This is a genomic window from Yersinia sp. SCPM-O-B-9106 (C-191) (assembly GCF_026183365.1).
GTDB lineage: Bacteria > Pseudomonadota > Gammaproteobacteria > Enterobacterales > Enterobacteriaceae > Yersinia > Yersinia rochesterensis.
Window position 1 is genome coordinate 3,823,388 of the sequence record NZ_CP110791.1, and the last position, 16,734, is coordinate 3,840,121.

Genomic DNA, 16,734 nt, shown 5'->3' on the forward strand with positions numbered 1-16,734 from the left:
AAAGGGGATGGGGGCAATTTAGCCCCCGTTTCTTATTGAATCACATCTTCTTTTTCCGCTTTCTTCTCTACCAGAAAAGGGTCTATCCCTTGCTGTTGCAGACGATAGAAACGAATAATATTAAAGCCGTTAAGCAGCAAGAAACTGCCTTCAATCAATGAACCGCCAATAGATCCCAACCAAACATTGTGGATAACCCAGCACACGGTGGAGACCCACATCACGCAGCGAGTTGTCAGGCCAGTGGTGCGAAATATCGCCCAAGTGCTGATAACGGTGCCGAAAATCGGCAATATCTCGACCGCGTGCTGCATACGCCATATACCAAAAGCTAATGTCAGACTGATAAACACCAACATGGCAATATTACTGCGGGTTTTAGCCGCGACCAGATTTCGCAGCGCATTGAGCATGGCGCTACTGCCAGCCGCACTGGCTCCCATCAGGAAGAAGTGGCAGCCAATAATGGCACTGTAGGCGGAAAGTTGAAGTCTAAAACGCCGTTCATCGCGATTGAAGAACATGGTGATACCGACAAAAAATGCCAGCACGCCAACGGCTTGAGCAAACCAATAGAAAGTCATGGGGGGATAATCCTGGTGTACGGTGACCGTACTAATTAATAAGCAAACGGCATTTTATTAAAAATAATAAAACACCGTTTCATATTAATCAAAAGACACAATATTTACAAGGTGACGCCACTTTTAAAGATGGCCAGTTCGCGGAAATCATTGACTTCATTGCGTGCTGGTTGACCATTGGCAATGGCGACTATCAAATCAATAAACTCTGTCAATAATGTATCCATTGGCGTGCCGTGAATCAGTTTACCGGCATCGAAATCAATCCAATGGGGCTTTTTGGCAGCCAGTTCACTGTTAGTTGCCAGTTTAACTGTCGGCACAAAACCGCCGTAAGGTGTGCCACGGCCGGTACTGAATAACACCATATGGCAACCTGCACCCGCTAATGCACTGGTGGCGACAGCATCATTACCCGGGGCGCTGAGTAAATTCAGCCCAGGGCGCTGTAGGCGCTCACCATATTTCAGCACATCGACCACTTTGCTCTGGCCCGCTTTTTGGGTGCAACCCAGTGATTTCTCTTCCAACGTGGTGATGCCGCCCGCTTTATTGCCCGGAGAGGGGTTTTCATAAATCGGCTGGTTATGCGCGATAAAGTACTGTTTGAAATCATTGACCATACTAACGGTCTTTTCAAACGTTGCTTCATCACGGCACCGGCTCATCAAAATCCGCTCTGCCCCAAACATTTCCGGCACTTCTGTCAGGACGGATGTCCCGCCATTGGCAATCACATAGTCAGAAAAACGGCCCAGTAATGGGTTAGCGGTAATTCCTGATAAACCATCAGAACCGCCACATTCCAAACCAAATTTCAGCTCACTCAACTTACCCGGCACCCGTTGGTCATGGCGCATCACCTGATACAAAGCATGCAAATGCTCCAGACCGGCTTCGACTTCATCATCCTGCTGCTGACAAACCATAAAGCGCACGCGATCTTCATCAACCGGCCCCAGCGTGGTCTGGAAAACGTCTACCTGATTGTTTTCACAGCCCAAACCAATCACCAGCACTGCGCCAGCATTGGGATGGCGCACCATATTTTGCAGCATGGTTCGGGTGTTTTCGTGGTCCTGACCCAGCTGTGAACAGCCAAACGGGTGGCTGAACAGATAGACGCCATCAATACCTTCCGCGTCTTGTGTTTCTTTCAAGAAGCGTTGCTGGATCTGGCGGGCGATCCCATTCACGCAACCCACAGTTGGGATGATCCACAGTTCGTTACGCACGCCCACATCGCCATTATCCCGGCGATAGATCTGTACTTCGCGATCCGCCATTTGTGGTGGTAACTCACTGAATTCTGGCTGATATTGATACTCATCCAGATCACTGAGGTTTGTTTTGGCATTTTGCGAATGAATATGTTCGCCCGGCTGAATCAGTATTAATGCATGGCCGATCGGCAAACCATACTTAACGATCATTTGTCCCGGCTTAATGGCTGTCAGGGCAAATTTATGCCCACGAGCGACTGGCTGAGCCAACTTAACACTGAATTCTCCGATTTCGAGAATCTCATCAGCGGCTAAATCTTGCAGTGCGACGGCGACATTATCTAGCGGGTGAATTTTTATAATACTTTGCATAATTAGACTCTTAGATGTAAGCCGCGACTGCAACTCTCATACCACTGTCAATAATGGTTTGCAGTTGTTCTGTCACCTGATTTGCCAGTTGCGGGACGGCCGTCAGATCCTGACCCCAGTGGGTAGCATCAGACAATACGCCGTTAACTAACTCTGCCAGCGCGATATCGCCGTTTTTTACCCCATTCCACAAGGTTGAATAACGTTCCAGCCAGTGAGCATCATCCTGTAGCGGATAAGTTTGACCATCACGTTCACCGCGATAAAAGGCGATCAAAGCAGCCAGGGCAAAGGTCAGGCGCGGTGGCAATTTGCCTTGCTGTTGTTGATAAGTCAGCAATTGAGGCAAAATTCGGGTGCGGAATTTTGTCATGCCATTCAAAGCAATAGACAATAATTGATGCTGAATGAATGGGTTGCGGAAGCGGCTCAGTACCGCCTGAGAGAATGACAGCAACTCATCTTTCGGTAAATCCAGTACTGGAACAATCTCTTCAGTAATAGTTTTTTCGACAAAACGGCTGATTTGCGCGTCATCCATGGTTTGGCCGACAGTATCCAACCCAGACAGATAAGCCACTGGCACCAGTGCAGTGTGCGCGCCGTTCAAAATCGCAACTTTGCGCTCTTTATAGGGCTTGATGTCATCAACGATAAGAACATTCAGATCTAATTTATCAAGGCGAAGTTCCTGCGCCAGTTCTTTTGGCCCTTGGATAACAAACAGATAGAAGTATTCAGCCGTGTCCAGGAAGCTGTCCTGATAGCCCAATTCTGCTTGCAGTGCAGCCACTTCATCACGCGGATAACCGGTCACAATGCGGTCAACCAATGTTGAGCAGAAAGTGTTATTTTCCGTCAACCACTGAGTAAACGCTGCTGGCAATTGCCAATGGCTGGCATAGCGCAGCACCAACTCACGCAGAGCTTCACCATTATAATCAATCAGTTCGCAAGGCAGTAGCACCCAGCCTTTATCCGCTGCACCAGCAAAATGCTCAAAACGTTCGAATAACAAACGCGTCAATTTTGCTGGGAAAGAGCTTGGTGGCGCATCGCTGAATTGATCCGCTTCGTTCCAGGCAATGCCAGCTTCAGTGGTGTTCGAAAACATAAAGCGGATATTAGGATCACGGGCCAGCGCCAGATATTCATCAAACTGACGATAAATATTGATTTCGCGGTTAACCGAGCGGATCAGACGGGATTCACGCACCGTTTCGCCTTGCTCGTTCAGACCGCGGATCACCGCAGTATACAAGCCATCCTGGGTACTGAGTGAAGGAGGGAAATCGCTATCGATCGGGCGGATCACCACGATCCCGGCATTCAGATCGGTATGTTCATTCAGTAAATCAATCTGCCAGTCAACAAAGGCTCGCAGGAAATTACCTTCACCGAATTGAATGATTTTGTCCGGGTGGCTACGGCCAGGAAAGTCACGACGGTTCAGAGCTTGCATCAGGGTTCACCTCATAACGCATACTGCCGGGCGTTAAATAAACAACGAGTTAATGTTATATGGGGCTGGCATTCAGCCCCGTGATTGTTATCGGATATTCATCACTAAAACAGTTCGGTGATTACAGCTCGATAGCGAAATATTGTTTGGCGTTATCAAAGCAGATGTTTTTCACCATAGAACCCAGCAGCTCAATATCTGCCGGAGCTTCACCATCTTCGACCCAGCGCCCAATCATCTGGCACAGAATGCGACGGAAGTATTCATGGCGGGTATAAGACAGGAAGCTGCGGCTATCAGTTAGCATCCCAACAAAGCGGCTCAACAAACCGAGCTGCGCCAATTGGGTCATTTGGCGTTGCATGCCATCTTTTTGGTCATTGAACCACCAGCCAGAACCAAACTGCATTTTCCCGGCAGGACCTTCGCCCTGGAAGTTGCCTACCATGGTGCCGATCACTTCGTTATCCCGCGGATTCAAGCAGTAAAGGATGGTTTTTGGCAGCGAATTGCGCAGGCCCTGTGCATCCAATAAGCGAGATAAAGGCTGCGCTAAGGGTTGGTCATTAATGGAGTCAAAGCCAATATCCGGCCCGACCAGATTGAACATGCGGCTGTTGTTATTACGCAATGCGCCGATGTGATACTGCTGCACCCATTCACGGCGGTGATACTCGCCAGACAGGAATAATAAGACAGCGGTTTTAAACTGAGCGATTTCTTCGGTACTTGGCTGATTACCGGCCAAACGACGGGCGAGAATGCCGTCTAAAGTCGCTTCATCAGCTTCACCGTAAACCACCACATCCAGCGCGTGGTCAGAAACTTTACAACCATGGGCGGCAAAGTGATCCATACGTTTGTTCAGCGCGGAACACAAATCAGCAAAGCGGCTAATAGAAGTGTCAGCGGCAGCTTCCAGGCGTTGCATATAATCGTTGAAACCTGCGGCTTCAATATTGAAAGCTTTGTCTGGACGCCAGCTTGGTAACACTTTGATATTGAAGCTGCCGTCAGCCGCAATAGCTTTATGGTGGCGCAAGTCATCAATCGGGTCATCAGTAGTACCGACCATTTTGACATTCATCTGCTGCATGATACCGCGCGCAGAGAAGCTGTCCTGAGCCAGCAACTCGTTACCGCGCTGCCAGATTTCGTCTGATGTGGCGGGGGACAATAACTTACCTGTAATACCAAATGGACGGCGTAATTCAAGATGCGTCCAGTGATACAAAGGGTTACCAATAGTATGAGGAACCGTTGCAGCCCAAGCATCAAACTTCTCACGGTCGCTGGCATCACCGGTACAGAAACGCTCCGCGACACCATTAGTGCGCATAGCTCGCCATTTGTAATGGTCACCTTTCAACCAGATGTCATACATATTCTTAAAGCGGGTGTTTTCTGCGATCTGTTCAGGGGGTAAATGACAGTGATAATCATATATTGGCTGATCTTTCGCGTAGTCATGATACAGACGGCGGGCAAATTCAGTGTCGAGCAAAAAGTCTTCGGTCAAAAACTGCGACATATTAGGTTCCTCACTTGAAACATCTTAGAGTTCTGCTTTCTGTTATCGCGAAGTTATCACACCAATTTCATCTATCGTCCAGCATTTTTTTATAGATAAAGATCGCAAAAACCTAACAAAAAGAACAAATACTCAACATTTATAGTCTATTTAGTCCCTTTCGGCACTAAGTCTGCTGGGTTCTATTATTCCCTAATTGAAAAGTGGTTTTTGTGATATCACTCAACTTTTAAATCTGTATGACAAGTTATTGTTGCGTCGCCATCAGTCATCTCATTAGCCATGTTCAAATAAAGGCATTGATTTGACCCAAATAGGTATAAAAAATGAGCGCCGTACCAGCACTGCGGTCTCGGATAGGAAGGGAAACCTAAAATAGTTGAAGCGACCGCCAGCACGCCAGCCTCAACTCATGAATAAGAAAGGCCAGGCACCACCGCATGCACAGCAATGTCGGATTGGGCCACATTGCGCCATGAAACATCACGACAGGCGGTGTTTCATGGCAGTAATCTAATACTGGGAGAAAGTTAAAAATGATGCGTAAAATTAAAGGCTTACGCTGGTACATGATCGCTTTGGTTACCGTGGGCACTATATTAGGTTACCTGACGCGTAACGCTATTGCCGTTGCCGCACCAACGTTGCAAGAGCAGTTACATATCACGACACAGCAATATTCTTATATTATCGCCGCTTATTCAGCCGCTTACACTCTGATGCAGCCGGTAGCTGGCTATATTCTGGATGTGGTGGGGACGAAAGTCGGTTATGCCATGTTTGCCGTCATGTGGGCCATATTCTGTATGAGTACCGCATTAGCCAGCAGTTGGGGCGGTTTAGCGATTGCTCGTGGTGCTGTGGGTGCAGCAGAAGCCGCCATGATCCCTGCGGGTCTGAAAGCGACCAGTGAGTGGTTCCCAGCAAAAGAACGCTCCATTGCCGTGGGTTACTTCAACGTAGGTTCTTCTATCGGCGGCATGATTGCACCACCATTAGTGGTGTGGGCTATCGTGATGCACAGCTGGCAGATGGCATTTATCATTACCGGTGTGCTTAGCCTGATTTGGGCCATTGCTTGGTTAATCCTGTACAAACACCCGAAAGATCAGAAAAAACTGTCTGATGAAGAGCGTGAGTACATCCTGAGTGGCCAAGAAGCGCAGCACTCGACTGCTAACGCCAAAAAGATGTCTGCAATGCAGATTATCCGTAACCGCCAGTTCTGGGGTATTGCAATCCCACGTTTCTTGGCAGAACCCGCTTGGGGCACATTCAACGCGTGGATCCCACTGTTCATGTTTAAAGCTTATGGCTTTAACTTGAAAGAAATCGCCATGTTTGCCTGGATGCCAATGCTGTTTGCCGACCTGGGCTGCATTCTGGGTGGCTATCTGCCACCATTGTTCCAGAAATATCTCAAAGTTAACCTGATTGTTTCCCGTAAGTTAGTGGTCACTATGGGCGGCTTGTTGATGATTGGGCCGGGGATGATTGGTCTGTTCACCAGCCCTTACGCGGCTATCGCCCTGTTGTGTGTTGGCGGCTTTGCTCACCAATCACTGTCTGGCGCGCTGATTACGCTATCTTCAGATGTCTTCGGGCGTAACGAAGTGGCCACCGCCAACGGCTTGACGGGGATGGCGGCCTGGACTGCCAGTACCATGTTTGCCCTGGTGGTCGGTGCATTGGCGGATACTATGGGCTTCAGCCCACTGTTTGCCGCGCTCGCCGTATTTGACGTGTTGGCCGTCGTGGTTATCTGGACGGTGCTGCAAAACCGCTCGGCAGTTGAACCCGCTATCGATCCGGTACAACAAACGCCCGCCGGACAGAACTAATCCAAGATTTTAAGCTCTAGACACCACCAGCCCGGTGATATTTGCCGGGCTTTTTCTCCCCGATCCGCCCCCCTTTACTGCACATTTTCCATCATAACTGTGATAGCAATAACTAGAACCCAATAGGGATAAGTGGTATAACAAGTCCAATTGTATCTCCTACGGGATATCATGCCTTCCAGACAAAATGAGCCGCAAAATTTGCGGCCTCAATTGATCCTTGATCCCAAGAGCCTTAATCATGGAATTCACAGAAACCAGACGGTTGTACCAGCAGTTAGCCGCAGAGTTAAAGCAGCGCATCGAAGCCGGTGTTTATCAGGTGGGCGATAAATTGCCCGCAGAACGCTACATTTCCGAAGAAATGAATGTCAGCCGAACTGTGGTCCGTGAAGCGATTATCATGTTGGAAGTGGAGGGCTATGTTGAAGTGCGCAAAGGCTCCGGCATCCATGTGATGTCGAATCAGCAAAAACACTTGGTCATGCCGAACCAGGGTATTGAATTCGCCACCGCAGGCCCTTTTGAGCTGTTACAGGCGCGTCAATTGATCGAAAGTAACATTGCTGAATTTGCAGCCACACAAGTCACCCGTCAGGATATCGTGCAATTAATCGAGATCCAAAAACATGCGCGGCAAGAAGATCGTTTTCGTGACTCGCAATGGGATTTGAAATTCCATGTGCAAGTAGCGCTGGCGACGCAAAACACCGCGATGGCAACGATTGTCGAAAAAATGTGGAGCCAGCGGGTACATAACCCTTACTGGATCAAACTGCACGAGCATATTGATGATAAGTCGATCGAGAGTTGGTGCGAAGATCACGACCGGATCCTCGAGGCTCTGATGCGCAAAGATCCTTACGCCAGTAAACTCGCCATGTGGCAACATTTGGAAAATACCAAACAAATGCTGTTCCGGGCCACAACGGATGATTTCGAGTTTAATGTAGACCGCTACTTATTCACCGAAAACCCAGTTGTTCATCTCGATATCCCCAAAGAACTTGGTTTGAGTGTTACAGATAAGCCGCAAGCAAGCGAATTACTTAAATAAGTTATTAGAGTGATAAGTTCGCCAAAAGTCGATTTGACCATGGCTATAGCGGCAAGGCCCAAGGATGGGCCGACGAACAGATAGTGCTAACTTCAAGTTCGAGGGGTACTCTTCTTGCGGCATTGTAGTCAGTAAATGTCGAGTTCTGTCAGCAAATGTCAGTGTTAGGCCTGTTTTTTAACTATTGCTTAAATAACACTCAATTAGCATCTATATTTCCCTGTTTCATGTCCCGCTATTTTGCTAAAGTGACAGCACTTTTTTATTCGGATGCTTTGGGAGCGAAACGCAAATATATGCGCTGGTTGTTTGCTCTGTTTATTGCAGTGACTGGTTGGGTCGGTTCGGCTTCCGGCAGCCTGCTATCGTCCACGCATCCCTCATCAGGTATAGTGTTACCTGCGCTTGACTGTCCTTTCGTCAGCAGCACCTCCTCATCCGTAAATGTATTTTCGTCATACCTGCATCTGCAAAAGAAAGCCTTTTATTCTCAATTGCGCCTGATCGGTATGCCCACTAAAAAAACCGCCATAAAAAATCGGTTGGGTGCGGCTAAACTTACTGGCCCTGTTAATCCTTCATTCGCCAATAACATTTGGCATAGCACACATCTGGCGATGTCCCGCACTAGCCGGGCGGATGATATCTATAAACAGCCGCGGCAATCACAGCCCCTACTGAACTATTCCAATTGGATATTCTATGCATCGACACAGCAAAATCGTGTGGGTGGCTGGAAAGAGAGTAATACTCAATATAGCGGAATGCTTACCTACCACCGTATGGCGTGATGATTTCTCTGTTGTCGTAATACGTGGGCATCAAAACAAGAAGTCAATTTATCTTTAGATATCAGCGAATTGGTTTGTTCTGGTTCATTTATCAAAACCATCGCTAAAACACGACAAGCCATCAGATATTTTTGTGATCGTGTTTATATCCATAACGATGCATACAACAAACAATGACGTTTTAGGAATACCAGATGGATATCATTAAAGAACTTTTACATGCTTTATGGGCACAAGACTACGAGACACTGGCGAATCCATCTTTGGTCTGGGCCATCTACATCCTGCTATTTGTGATACTTTTTCTGGAAAATGGCTTACTTCCAGCCGCCTTTTTACCAGGCGATAGTTTGCTAATTCTGGTGGGCGTCTTGATTGCAAAAGGGGCCATGAGTTTCCCGGTGACCATTGTGGTATTGACCACCGCAGCCAGCTTGGGTTGCTGGGTCAGTTATATTCAGGGGCGATGGCTGGGGAATACAAAAGTGGTGCAAGGGTGGCTATCCCACCTACCCGCCCATTACCATCAGCGCGCGCATAACCTGTTCCACCGCCATGGGTTGTCCGCACTATTGGTCGGGCGTTTCCTGGCATTCGTGCGCACCTTATTGCCAACAATTGCCGGCCTTTCCGGCCTGAGCAATACCCGTTTTCAATTCTTTAACTGGATGAGTGGGTTGCTGTGGGTGCTTATCCTAACCACCATGGGCTTCGCTTTTGGCAAAACACCGGTATTCCTGAAATACGAAGATGAAGTGATGTTCTTCCTGATGTTGTTGCCTCTGGCACTCTTGGTGATTGGCTTATTTGGTTCTTTATATGTGCTTTGGCGCAAAAAAAGTGCTCCTCCCGCCACTGATAGCAGTGATAAAGGTAATCCAGAGTGATCACCCTTAGGGGCCGTTTTAGCCGCCCGGTTTGGCTCTATCTTATCCTGCCCGTGACAGTATTATTGTTAGGGGCACTGCTGTTTACGCCCATGATTTTGCGCACAGAAAGTGCCTTGAAAATTCGGCCTAATCAACAGGGGCTGTCGTTACCCGATGGATTTTATCTGTATCAACACTTAGATCAGCGGGGGATTCGCATCAAAAGTATCACTCCGGAGAATGACAGCCTGGTGGTGAGCCTTGAGTCGCCAGAGCAGCAACAAAAAGCTATCGAAGCTTTGCAGGATATCCTACCAAGCGGTTATGTCATTGTGACCAGTGAATCAAAGAAACGTCAGCGTTTATTGCCTGCTTTCAGAAATAACCTACAGAACGTAGGGTAATCTGCACTACGGGGAGTTATCTCCCCGTCACCAGCTCGTCGTTATTCCCTATTTATTCTGCTGATTCATGATTAATCTATAAAAATTCAGTAGTAAACTTGGGTATCGCATAATTCAGCGCTATGCTTAGTCATTCACGACAACCTATTTCATCCCCGACTCTTGCTGTAAAAGGAAGCAATACCATGTTGTTACGTACTGTGTTGTTCGGTCCCGTTTTTTCGCTACGGGTTTTTCTCTTGTTGGTATTACCGATGATTGCATTTTACAGCGCCGCCCAAACGAATGAATGCGACACCAAAGCCAAAGAGATCCAACAGCAGATTGATTATGCCAAACAGCATGGCAATACTCGCCGCGCCGCAGGTCTGGAAACAGCGCTGAAAGAAGTTAAAAATAATTGTACTGTTGAGAGTCTGAAAGCTGAACGGCAGAAAAAAATCAAAGAAAAGCAGCACAAAGTCGCTGAACGTAAGCAAGAACTCAAAGAAGCTCAGCAAAAAGGTGATGCTGGGAAGATTGCTAATAAACAGAAGAAGTTAACGGAGGCGCAAGCTGAGTTAAAACAAGCTCAGGCACAGAAATAGCGACTCCGGGTTTAGATACAAACACAGTGAACGACTTGGGAATTATTAGGATTATTAACCTATGAACTTCCCAACAAATTTACTAGATTAGATATTCATCTCAGTTATGTTAAGGAGCTATTACATGCCTCAAGATAAAACCTCTGAACATTTGCGCGCTGAACTTAAGTCACTTGCAGATACTTTGGAAGAAGTGCTGCAATCTTCGACCGATAAGCCGAAAGCTGAGTTAGATAAGCTGCGGGCTAAAGCAGAAAGCGCGTTGAAAGATACACGAGAGCGCCTAAGCGAAACTGGCGATAAAATTGCTGCCCAAACCAAAGAAATTGCTGATAAAGCTGATAACTATGTCCATGACAACCCTTGGGCTGGCGTAGGCATCGGTGCTGCTGTCGGCGTGGTGCTAGGCGTGCTGTTGTCTCGCCGCTGATTATGGCTGAACTCCCTCAAACTAAGGGCCCCGGAAAAGGGGTCCTCGATACTGTTCACCGCATCGCCACTATTGTGGTAGGTATGGTTGAAACCCGTGTCCGGTTAGCGGCGATTGAACTGGAAGAAGAAAAGGCAACACTGATTCAGTTGTTGATGATAGCGGGGATTACTCTGCTATTGACCGCTTTCGGTTTGATGAGTCTGCTGGTATTAGTGATATGGGCGATTGATCCTGCTTATCGTTTAGTTGCGCTGGGGTCGACAACCGCCGTGCTATTAGTGCTGGCAATAATCGGTGTTATCTGGACACTCACCAAAGCGCGCCGTTCCACACTGCTGGGTTCAACCCGTAAGCAACTGGAAACGGACCGCGAATTATTGGAGAAAGAGCGTTGAGTCGACATCAATTAGCACAGGAAAAGGCCGCATTGTTACGGGAGATCCAGCAACAACGTCTGGATCTCGCTAACAGCGCTGCGCATTGGATTGAAGTCACGGCACCTTATGACCGGGGCTGGGTGAAAATCGTCAGTATGCGAAAATATCTGATGGTGGGGTCAAGTCTGGTCGCACTTTACGGTATCCGCCATCCCAGCAAACTTATCCGCTGGTCGCGCAGAGCTGTCAGTGCATGGGGTACTATCCAATTGTTTCGCAATACTTTTTTCTTACGCTAACCTGCCGCAAACTCCCTTTGCGGCATTCTCTATCCGCTCATCATTTGTTACCTACTTCCCCGATAACTGCCTCTAAGTCGGTTATTTTTCGGCTTTTATTCTCTGCCTCTTCAGTTTTTTTGATAAAAACCGACAGTTTTACTAGCTAACAACTTATCAACTTCTCCACTAACATTATCTCATCAACTCAGGGCGTTTGCATAAATACAGCGGCAAACAATCAGATACAAAACTCTTTATTGAAAATTAACGCCAGCAGATACCAGGCATTAATACAAAACACTTTTTGGAGAAGTCGCGATGAACAAATTACAAGATACTGGCCTGTTGGTAGCACGCATTTTAATGCCAATTCTGTTTATTGTTGCCGGTTACGGCAAAATGGGTGATGCCTATGCCGGTACTCAGCAATATATGCAAGCAATGGGCGTCCCTGGCTTCTTCCTGCCACTGACGATTCTGTTGGAGTTTGGCGGCGGTCTGGCCATTCTGTTTGGTTTCCTGACCCGCACCACTGCACTGTTTACTGCCGGCTTCACTATTTTGACCGCATTGATCTTCCATACTAACTTCGCGGAAGGTGTTAACCAACTGATGTTTATGAAAAATATGACCATCGCTGGCGGTTTCATTGTACTGGCTGTAGCTGGCCCTGGTGGTTTCAGTATCGACCGCCTGTTGGGTAAAAAGTGGTAAGGCTATACTTTAATATGCAATCCCCAAAGTAATTGGAGTTGCAGCTAGGCAGCAAACGAATGCATCCCGATGAGCTGACTCAGGTCAGTGATTCGGGTAAACGAGAGCAGCTAACAACTCTGCAATTTCAAGAACGAAGGGGATAAAATGGGACAATTAGTTGACGGTGTATGGCAAGACGTTTGGTATGACACCAAATCTAGCGGGGGCCATTTCAAACGCAGTAACTCACAGTTTCGCCATTGGGTTACTACTGATGGTCAAGCTGGCCCGCAAGGTAATGCCGGTTTTAAAGCCGAAGCACATCGTTATCATTTGTATGTCTCTCTCGCCTGTCCGTGGGCGCACCGCGCCTTGCTAATGCGCACCTTGAAAGGTTTGGAATCGCTGATTTCAGTTTCTGTGGTGCATCCGCTGATGCTGGAGAATGGCTGGACGTTCGGTCATGATTTCCCTGCCACCACCGGTGACGAGCTTTATCATCTCGATTATCTTTATCAACTCTATCTCCGGGCCGACCCCCATTATAGCGGGCGCGTGACCGTCCCGGTGTTATGGGATAAGCAGCAACAAACTGTTGTTAGCAATGAGTCAGCCGATATCATTCGTATGTTCAATAATGCTTTTGATGGGGTTGGTGCTAAAGCTGGCGATTATTACCCTCCCGTATTACGCGGCAAGATTGACGATATCAATGAGTGGATTTACGATCAGGTCAATAATGGCGTGTATAAAGCGGGCTTTGCCACCACGCAAGAAGCCTATGACGAAGCCGTCAGCACCTTGTTTGATGCATTGGATAAGCTGGAACACATTCTGGGGAAACACCGCTATTTGACCGGTGACCAGCTGACCGAAGCGGATTTACGCTTATGGACCACATTGGTACGTTTTGACCCGGTGTATGTCACACATTTCAAGTGCGATAAGCGCCGTATTAGCGATTATCTCAACTTATACGGCTTTTTACGCGATATTTATCAGATGCCGGGTATTGCCGAGACGGTAGATTTTGACCATATCCGCCATCACTATTACCGCAGCCACGGCACCATTAATCCTTACGGAATTATCTCCATCGGCCCACAGCAAAACCTGCTGGAGCCACATGGACGAGATACCCGTTTCGCTTAGTTAACAGATAGCCACTCACCTCCCAATCGAGGCGACGCGCAGTAGCCATTTATTTATTAGCAAACAGCCTAGGGATCTCGCGCAGACACCACGACTTGGCCTCGCCCATACTGTCGCGACGCCATGCCATAATGATATCCGCCTCACGGCTGTATTCCGGCCCGACAACCCTGAGGCGGCCTGCTTCGATATCTTTTTCCACCATGTCATAAGGCATGGTCGCTACACCTAAACCAGCGAGTAATGCCCGCCGTTTATCTTCAATGGTGCTGACCGTCAGCCGTTGCTGTTTATCCAACAACTGTACAGTGATAACCGGCCGCTCGCGGGCGGTATCTGCCACGGCAACGGCTCGATATTTCACCCGGGTTAGCTCAGAGAGCGGCTCTGGCTCCAAGTGAATAGGATGATCCGGGCTGGCCACATAAACGCTGGTCACTTTGTACAGTTTGCGGCTGTTAATCTCCGAAGATGCGCGAAAATGCATATCTGGCGCGATAACAATATCAGCCCGCCCCTGCTCCAGTCGCTCCCATGCTCCGGCTAATACCTCGGTAAAAATAGAAACCTGAGTGTTGGCTTTGAGTGCCAGTTTGTCGATAAGCGGGAACAGTTTCCACGCCGGAGACAAGGCCTCGCTGACGATGGTGATATGGGTTTCCCAGCCGCGTGCCAATGCCTCAGCGTCAGTAGTCAGCTTATCTGCCGCTTCCAGCAATACTCGCCCGCGATCCAGCAGCATGCGCCCGACATTGGTAAACTTGGTGCGATGCCCTGAACGGTCGAACAGCACCACATCAAGCTCTTCTTCAAGCTTCTGCATGGTGTAGCTCAGCGCAGAGGGTACTCGCCCCAATTCATCGGCTGCCGCCGCAAAACTACCACGGCGATCAATGGCATCCATCACTCTTAATGCTTCTAACGTTAGCGCCCGATCTTTGGCCATCATTTTCTCAATCAGGAAATTTGAATATAGTGACCAGATTAACTGGCTAACAATCTGCCGTCCAGACGCTTACCATTTGTTTACAGATTAATATACCCGTCGCCCTTCAAGTTGCAGGGGTGTTGGCTGCCCTTACTCACCCCAGTCACTTAGCTATCTAAGCTCCTGGGGATTTGTTCGGTTGCCGCCTACCTGCATCTCGAAGTCACTTGGGTATACCCATTATATTTACCCAATAGATTTCAAGATGCGGCTATAGGAGCAATCATGATCACATGCAGAACAGCAAAACAGTGCGGGCAAGCTGACTTTGGTTGGCTTCAAGCCCGCTATACTTTTTCATTCGGCCACTATTTTGACCCGAAATTACTCGGCTATGCCTCACTGCGGGTGTTGAATCAGGAAGTGTTAGCGCCGGGGGCATCATTCCAGCCGCGAACCTATCCGCGGGTTGATATTCTCAACCTGATTTTACAAGGCGAAGCCGAATATCGCGATAGTCTGGGCAACCATGTGCGCGGCAAAACCGGCGATGTCTTGCTATTTTCTACCCAACCGGGTGTTAGTTACAGCGAGCATAACTTGAGTGCAGACAAGCCGTTAACCCGCATTCAGTTATGGCTCAATGCTTGTCCAGAACAAGACAGTCATCTCGCGCAGCGCATGTCTTTATGCTCTCAGCCATTGCGATTATTGGCCTCTCCTGATGGGGAGCAAGGTAGCCTGAAGCTGCGCCAGCAAGTGTGGATTCATCATTTAGATTTAGCCGCCGGTGAGCAATATACAATTGATTTGCACGGCCCGAGGGCATATCTGCAATCTATTCACGGGACGGTCGAAGTGAAAGGCCCGCAAGTGAGCGAAGCTCAGCGCTTGACCTGCGGTGACGGGGCTTTTGTACAAGAAGAACAGCATTTAGTGATTACAGCAGAGACTCCCCTGCGGGCATTGCTGATTGATTTACCTGAATGACCGGGTATTCGCCCAGTCGGGGCTGTCCTGAAAATTGTGTCAATGCCACATTGATTGTGGCATTGGTGCGCTATCTATATAGCATATGAATTTCTTATGGCTTCAATGACGCCATATCAATCACAAAGCGGTATTTCACATCACTTTTCAGCATACGTTCGTAAGCGTGGTTAATATCTTGAATATTAATCATTTCTATATCTGAAGCAATGCCGTGTTTAGCACAAAAATCCAACATTTCCTGTGTTTCCGCAATACCGCCAATGCAGGAACCCGCCACCGAGCGCCGCCCCAAAATCATCGGTAAGGTACTCACCATCGGGCTGATATCCCCGAGGAAACCGACAAACACTAACGTGCCGTCCACATTCAACGTCGGCATGTATGCATTGATATCATGCACATAAGGCACAGTATCAATTATCAAATCAAATTGCCCTTTGGCCGCGGCCATTTGTGCATCATCGGTAGATAAAACAATGTGATGCGCACCTAAGCGGCGGGCATCCGCCTCTTTATTAGGAGAGCGGGTAAAGAGTGTTACTTCAGCGCCGAGCGCATTAGCCAATTTTAGTGCCATATGGCCCAATCCACCCAGCCCCACGACAGCGACTTTGCTACCCTTTCCGACTTTCCAATGGCGCAGTGGTGACCAAGTAGTGATACCTGCACACAATAGGGGGGCGGCAGCTTTCAAATCCAAACCAGCAGGCATTTTCAATACAAAATCTTGTGATGCGACAATAGCTTGCGAGTAACCGCCGTAGGTTGGCTGATGGTCATGGCGGTCAATACCATTGTAGGTTTGCACATTTCCTTCTTCGCAATATTGTTCTAATCCTTGCTGACACGGGTTGCAGTGGCGACAGGAATCGACCATACAACCAATACCGGCGAAATCACCCACTTTAAACTTCGTGACATCCTTGCCCACCGCCGTAACGCGCCCCACCACTTCATGACCGGGCACAATAGGATAGGTGCTGAATCCCCAGTCATTACGCGCCTGATGTAGGTCAGAATGACAAACACCACAATAGAGCACCTCCATCACCACATCATCTGGGCGAGGAGCGCGACGGGTAAACTCAAAGGGAGCCAGCGGAACTTTTGCTGATGTAGCAGCATAACCGAGTACTTTCATTGTCATGGTGTA

18 protein-coding genes are annotated in these 16,734 nt (G+C 48.2%); 12 read left to right on the forward strand and 6 right to left on the reverse strand.

Translation table 11 applies throughout. The features are described 5' to 3' along the window. Window positions 1-32: 32 nt before the first annotated feature. The 4 genes from OP863_RS17280 to uxaC all read right to left on the reverse strand — a co-directional run bounded on the left by OP863_RS17280 (window position 33) and on the right by uxaC (window position 5,172). Complete coding sequence (locus tag OP863_RS17280; protein ID WP_038638863.1) at window positions 33-584, reverse strand: YgjV family protein; 552 nt, start codon at window positions 582-584, stop codon at window positions 33-35. 104 nt (window positions 585-688) lie between these two features. Further along, window positions 689-2,179, reverse strand: coding sequence for a UxaA family hydrolase (locus OP863_RS17285; RefSeq protein ID WP_145591238.1), 1,491 nt, complete (start codon window positions 2,177-2,179; stop codon window positions 689-691). 10 nt (window positions 2,180-2,189) lie between these two features. Next, on the reverse strand, window positions 2,190-3,641 hold the full coding sequence (locus OP863_RS17290) for a tagaturonate reductase (protein WP_050292034.1): 1,452 nt from the start codon (window positions 3,639-3,641) through the stop codon (window positions 2,190-2,192). A 121-nt stretch (window positions 3,642-3,762) separates the two neighbouring features. Further along, on the reverse strand, window positions 3,763-5,172 hold the full coding sequence (uxaC, locus tag OP863_RS17295) for a glucuronate isomerase (RefSeq protein WP_145589289.1): 1,410 nt from the start codon (window positions 5,170-5,172) through the stop codon (window positions 3,763-3,765). Between the two features lie 536 nt (window positions 5,173-5,708). Here uxaC and OP863_RS17300 point away from each other — a divergent pair. The 11 genes from OP863_RS17300 to OP863_RS17350 all read left to right on the forward strand — a co-directional run bounded on the left by OP863_RS17300 (window position 5,709) and on the right by OP863_RS17350 (window position 13,660). Then, window positions 5,709-7,013, forward strand: a complete 1,305-nt coding sequence (locus tag OP863_RS17300) for an MFS transporter (RefSeq protein ID WP_145591239.1) — start codon at window positions 5,709-5,711, stop codon at window positions 7,011-7,013. 241 nt (window positions 7,014-7,254) lie between these two features. Further along, window positions 7,255-8,070 carry a transcriptional regulator ExuR gene (exuR, locus tag OP863_RS17305; protein ID WP_145589291.1) on the forward strand — a complete coding sequence of 272 codons (816 nt, stop codon included), beginning with the start codon at window positions 7,255-7,257 and terminating at the stop codon, window positions 8,068-8,070. A gap of 296 nt (window positions 8,071-8,366) precedes the next feature. Further along, the gene (locus OP863_RS17310) at window positions 8,367-8,861 is read left to right on the forward strand and encodes a hypothetical protein (protein WP_265525660.1); all 495 of its coding nucleotides are present in this window, start codon (window positions 8,367-8,369) and stop codon (window positions 8,859-8,861) included. A 194-nt stretch (window positions 8,862-9,055) separates the two neighbouring features. After that, complete coding sequence (locus OP863_RS17315) at window positions 9,056-9,748, forward strand: DedA family protein (RefSeq protein ID WP_145589293.1); 693 nt, start codon at window positions 9,056-9,058, stop codon at window positions 9,746-9,748. Beyond that, window positions 9,745-10,134: an EnvZ/OmpR regulon moderator MzrA gene (gene mzrA, locus OP863_RS17320; protein WP_145591240.1), complete on the forward strand. Its 390-nt coding sequence runs from the start codon at window positions 9,745-9,747 to the stop codon at window positions 10,132-10,134. Before OP863_RS17315 ends, mzrA begins: the two co-directional genes overlap by 4 nt. Window positions 10,135-10,319: 185 nt before the next feature. Further along, on the forward strand, window positions 10,320-10,721 hold the full coding sequence (locus OP863_RS17325) for a DUF1090 domain-containing protein (RefSeq protein ID WP_145589295.1): 402 nt from the start codon (window positions 10,320-10,322) through the stop codon (window positions 10,719-10,721). A 124-nt stretch (window positions 10,722-10,845) separates the two neighbouring features. Beyond that, window positions 10,846-11,151, forward strand: a complete 306-nt coding sequence (locus OP863_RS17330) for a DUF883 family protein (protein WP_004391984.1) — start codon at window positions 10,846-10,848, stop codon at window positions 11,149-11,151. 2 nt (window positions 11,152-11,153) lie between these two features. Continuing rightward, window positions 11,154-11,549: a phage holin family protein gene (locus tag OP863_RS17335; protein ID WP_145589296.1), complete on the forward strand. Its 396-nt coding sequence runs from the start codon at window positions 11,154-11,156 to the stop codon at window positions 11,547-11,549. After that, window positions 11,546-11,830 carry a YqjK-like family protein gene (locus tag OP863_RS17340; RefSeq protein WP_265525661.1) on the forward strand — a complete coding sequence of 95 codons (285 nt, stop codon included), beginning with the start codon at window positions 11,546-11,548 and terminating at the stop codon, window positions 11,828-11,830. The genes OP863_RS17335 and OP863_RS17340 overlap by 4 nt, the downstream gene beginning before the upstream one ends. Window positions 11,831-12,130: 300 nt before the next feature. Continuing rightward, window positions 12,131-12,526, forward strand: a complete 396-nt coding sequence (locus OP863_RS17345; protein ID WP_145589298.1) for a DoxX family protein — start codon at window positions 12,131-12,133, stop codon at window positions 12,524-12,526. A gap of 147 nt (window positions 12,527-12,673) precedes the next feature. Continuing rightward, the gene (locus OP863_RS17350) at window positions 12,674-13,660 is read left to right on the forward strand and encodes a glutathione S-transferase family protein (protein ID WP_265525662.1); all 987 of its coding nucleotides are present in this window, start codon (window positions 12,674-12,676) and stop codon (window positions 13,658-13,660) included. A gap of 49 nt (window positions 13,661-13,709) precedes the next feature. Here the strand turns inward: OP863_RS17350 and OP863_RS17355 are convergent, their stop codons facing one another. After that, a complete protein-coding gene (locus tag OP863_RS17355; protein ID WP_038638842.1) occupies window positions 13,710-14,606 on the reverse strand; it encodes a LysR family transcriptional regulator in 897 nt (298 codons plus the stop codon). Between the two features lie 267 nt (window positions 14,607-14,873). Between OP863_RS17355 and OP863_RS17360 the strand changes: the two genes are divergently transcribed. Beyond that, a complete protein-coding gene (locus OP863_RS17360; RefSeq protein ID WP_038638840.1) occupies window positions 14,874-15,578 on the forward strand; it encodes a pirin family protein in 705 nt (234 codons plus the stop codon). Window positions 15,579-15,672: 94 nt separating this feature from the next. On the opposite strand, the gene OP863_RS17365 is transcribed toward OP863_RS17360, so the two are convergent. Beyond that, a complete protein-coding gene (locus OP863_RS17365; RefSeq protein ID WP_038638837.1) occupies window positions 15,673-16,728 on the reverse strand; it encodes an NAD(P)-dependent alcohol dehydrogenase in 1,056 nt (351 codons plus the stop codon). Between the last annotated feature and the right edge of the window lie 6 nt (window positions 16,729-16,734).

What these genes read in the sequence shown, in the direction of transcription:
- OP863_RS17280 (WP_038638863.1), bottom strand. Translation starts at nt 584, where the DNA reads ATGACTTTCTATTGGTTTGCTCAAGCCGTTGGCGTGCTGGCATTTTTT.
- OP863_RS17285 (WP_145591238.1), bottom strand. Translation starts at nt 2,179, where the DNA reads ATGCAAAGTATTATAAAAATTCACCCGCTAGATAATGTCGCCGTCGCA.
- OP863_RS17290 (WP_050292034.1), bottom strand. Translation starts at nt 3,641, where the DNA reads ATGCAAGCTCTGAACCGTCGTGACTTTCCTGGCCGTAGCCACCCGGAC.
- uxaC (WP_145589289.1), bottom strand. Translation starts at nt 5,172, where the DNA reads ATGTCGCAGTTTTTGACCGAAGACTTTTTGCTCGACACTGAATTTGCC.
- OP863_RS17300 (WP_145591239.1), top strand. Translation starts at nt 5,709, where the DNA reads ATGATGCGTAAAATTAAAGGCTTACGCTGGTACATGATCGCTTTGGTT.
- exuR (WP_145589291.1), top strand. Translation starts at nt 7,255, where the DNA reads ATGGAATTCACAGAAACCAGACGGTTGTACCAGCAGTTAGCCGCAGAG.
- OP863_RS17310 (WP_265525660.1), top strand. Translation starts at nt 8,367, where the DNA reads ATGCGCTGGTTGTTTGCTCTGTTTATTGCAGTGACTGGTTGGGTCGGT.
- OP863_RS17315 (WP_145589293.1), top strand. Translation starts at nt 9,056, where the DNA reads ATGGATATCATTAAAGAACTTTTACATGCTTTATGGGCACAAGACTAC.
- OP863_RS17325 (WP_145589295.1), top strand. Translation starts at nt 10,320, where the DNA reads ATGTTGTTACGTACTGTGTTGTTCGGTCCCGTTTTTTCGCTACGGGTT.
- OP863_RS17330 (WP_004391984.1), top strand. Translation starts at nt 10,846, where the DNA reads ATGCCTCAAGATAAAACCTCTGAACATTTGCGCGCTGAACTTAAGTCA.
- OP863_RS17335 (WP_145589296.1), top strand. Translation starts at nt 11,154, where the DNA reads ATGGCTGAACTCCCTCAAACTAAGGGCCCCGGAAAAGGGGTCCTCGAT.
- OP863_RS17345 (WP_145589298.1), top strand. Translation starts at nt 12,131, where the DNA reads ATGAACAAATTACAAGATACTGGCCTGTTGGTAGCACGCATTTTAATG.
- OP863_RS17350 (WP_265525662.1), top strand. Translation starts at nt 12,674, where the DNA reads ATGGGACAATTAGTTGACGGTGTATGGCAAGACGTTTGGTATGACACC.
- OP863_RS17355 (WP_038638842.1), bottom strand. Translation starts at nt 14,606, where the DNA reads ATGGCCAAAGATCGGGCGCTAACGTTAGAAGCATTAAGAGTGATGGAT.
- OP863_RS17360 (WP_038638840.1), top strand. Translation starts at nt 14,874, where the DNA reads ATGATCACATGCAGAACAGCAAAACAGTGCGGGCAAGCTGACTTTGGT.
- OP863_RS17365 (WP_038638837.1), bottom strand. Translation starts at nt 16,728, where the DNA reads ATGACAATGAAAGTACTCGGTTATGCTGCTACATCAGCAAAAGTTCCG.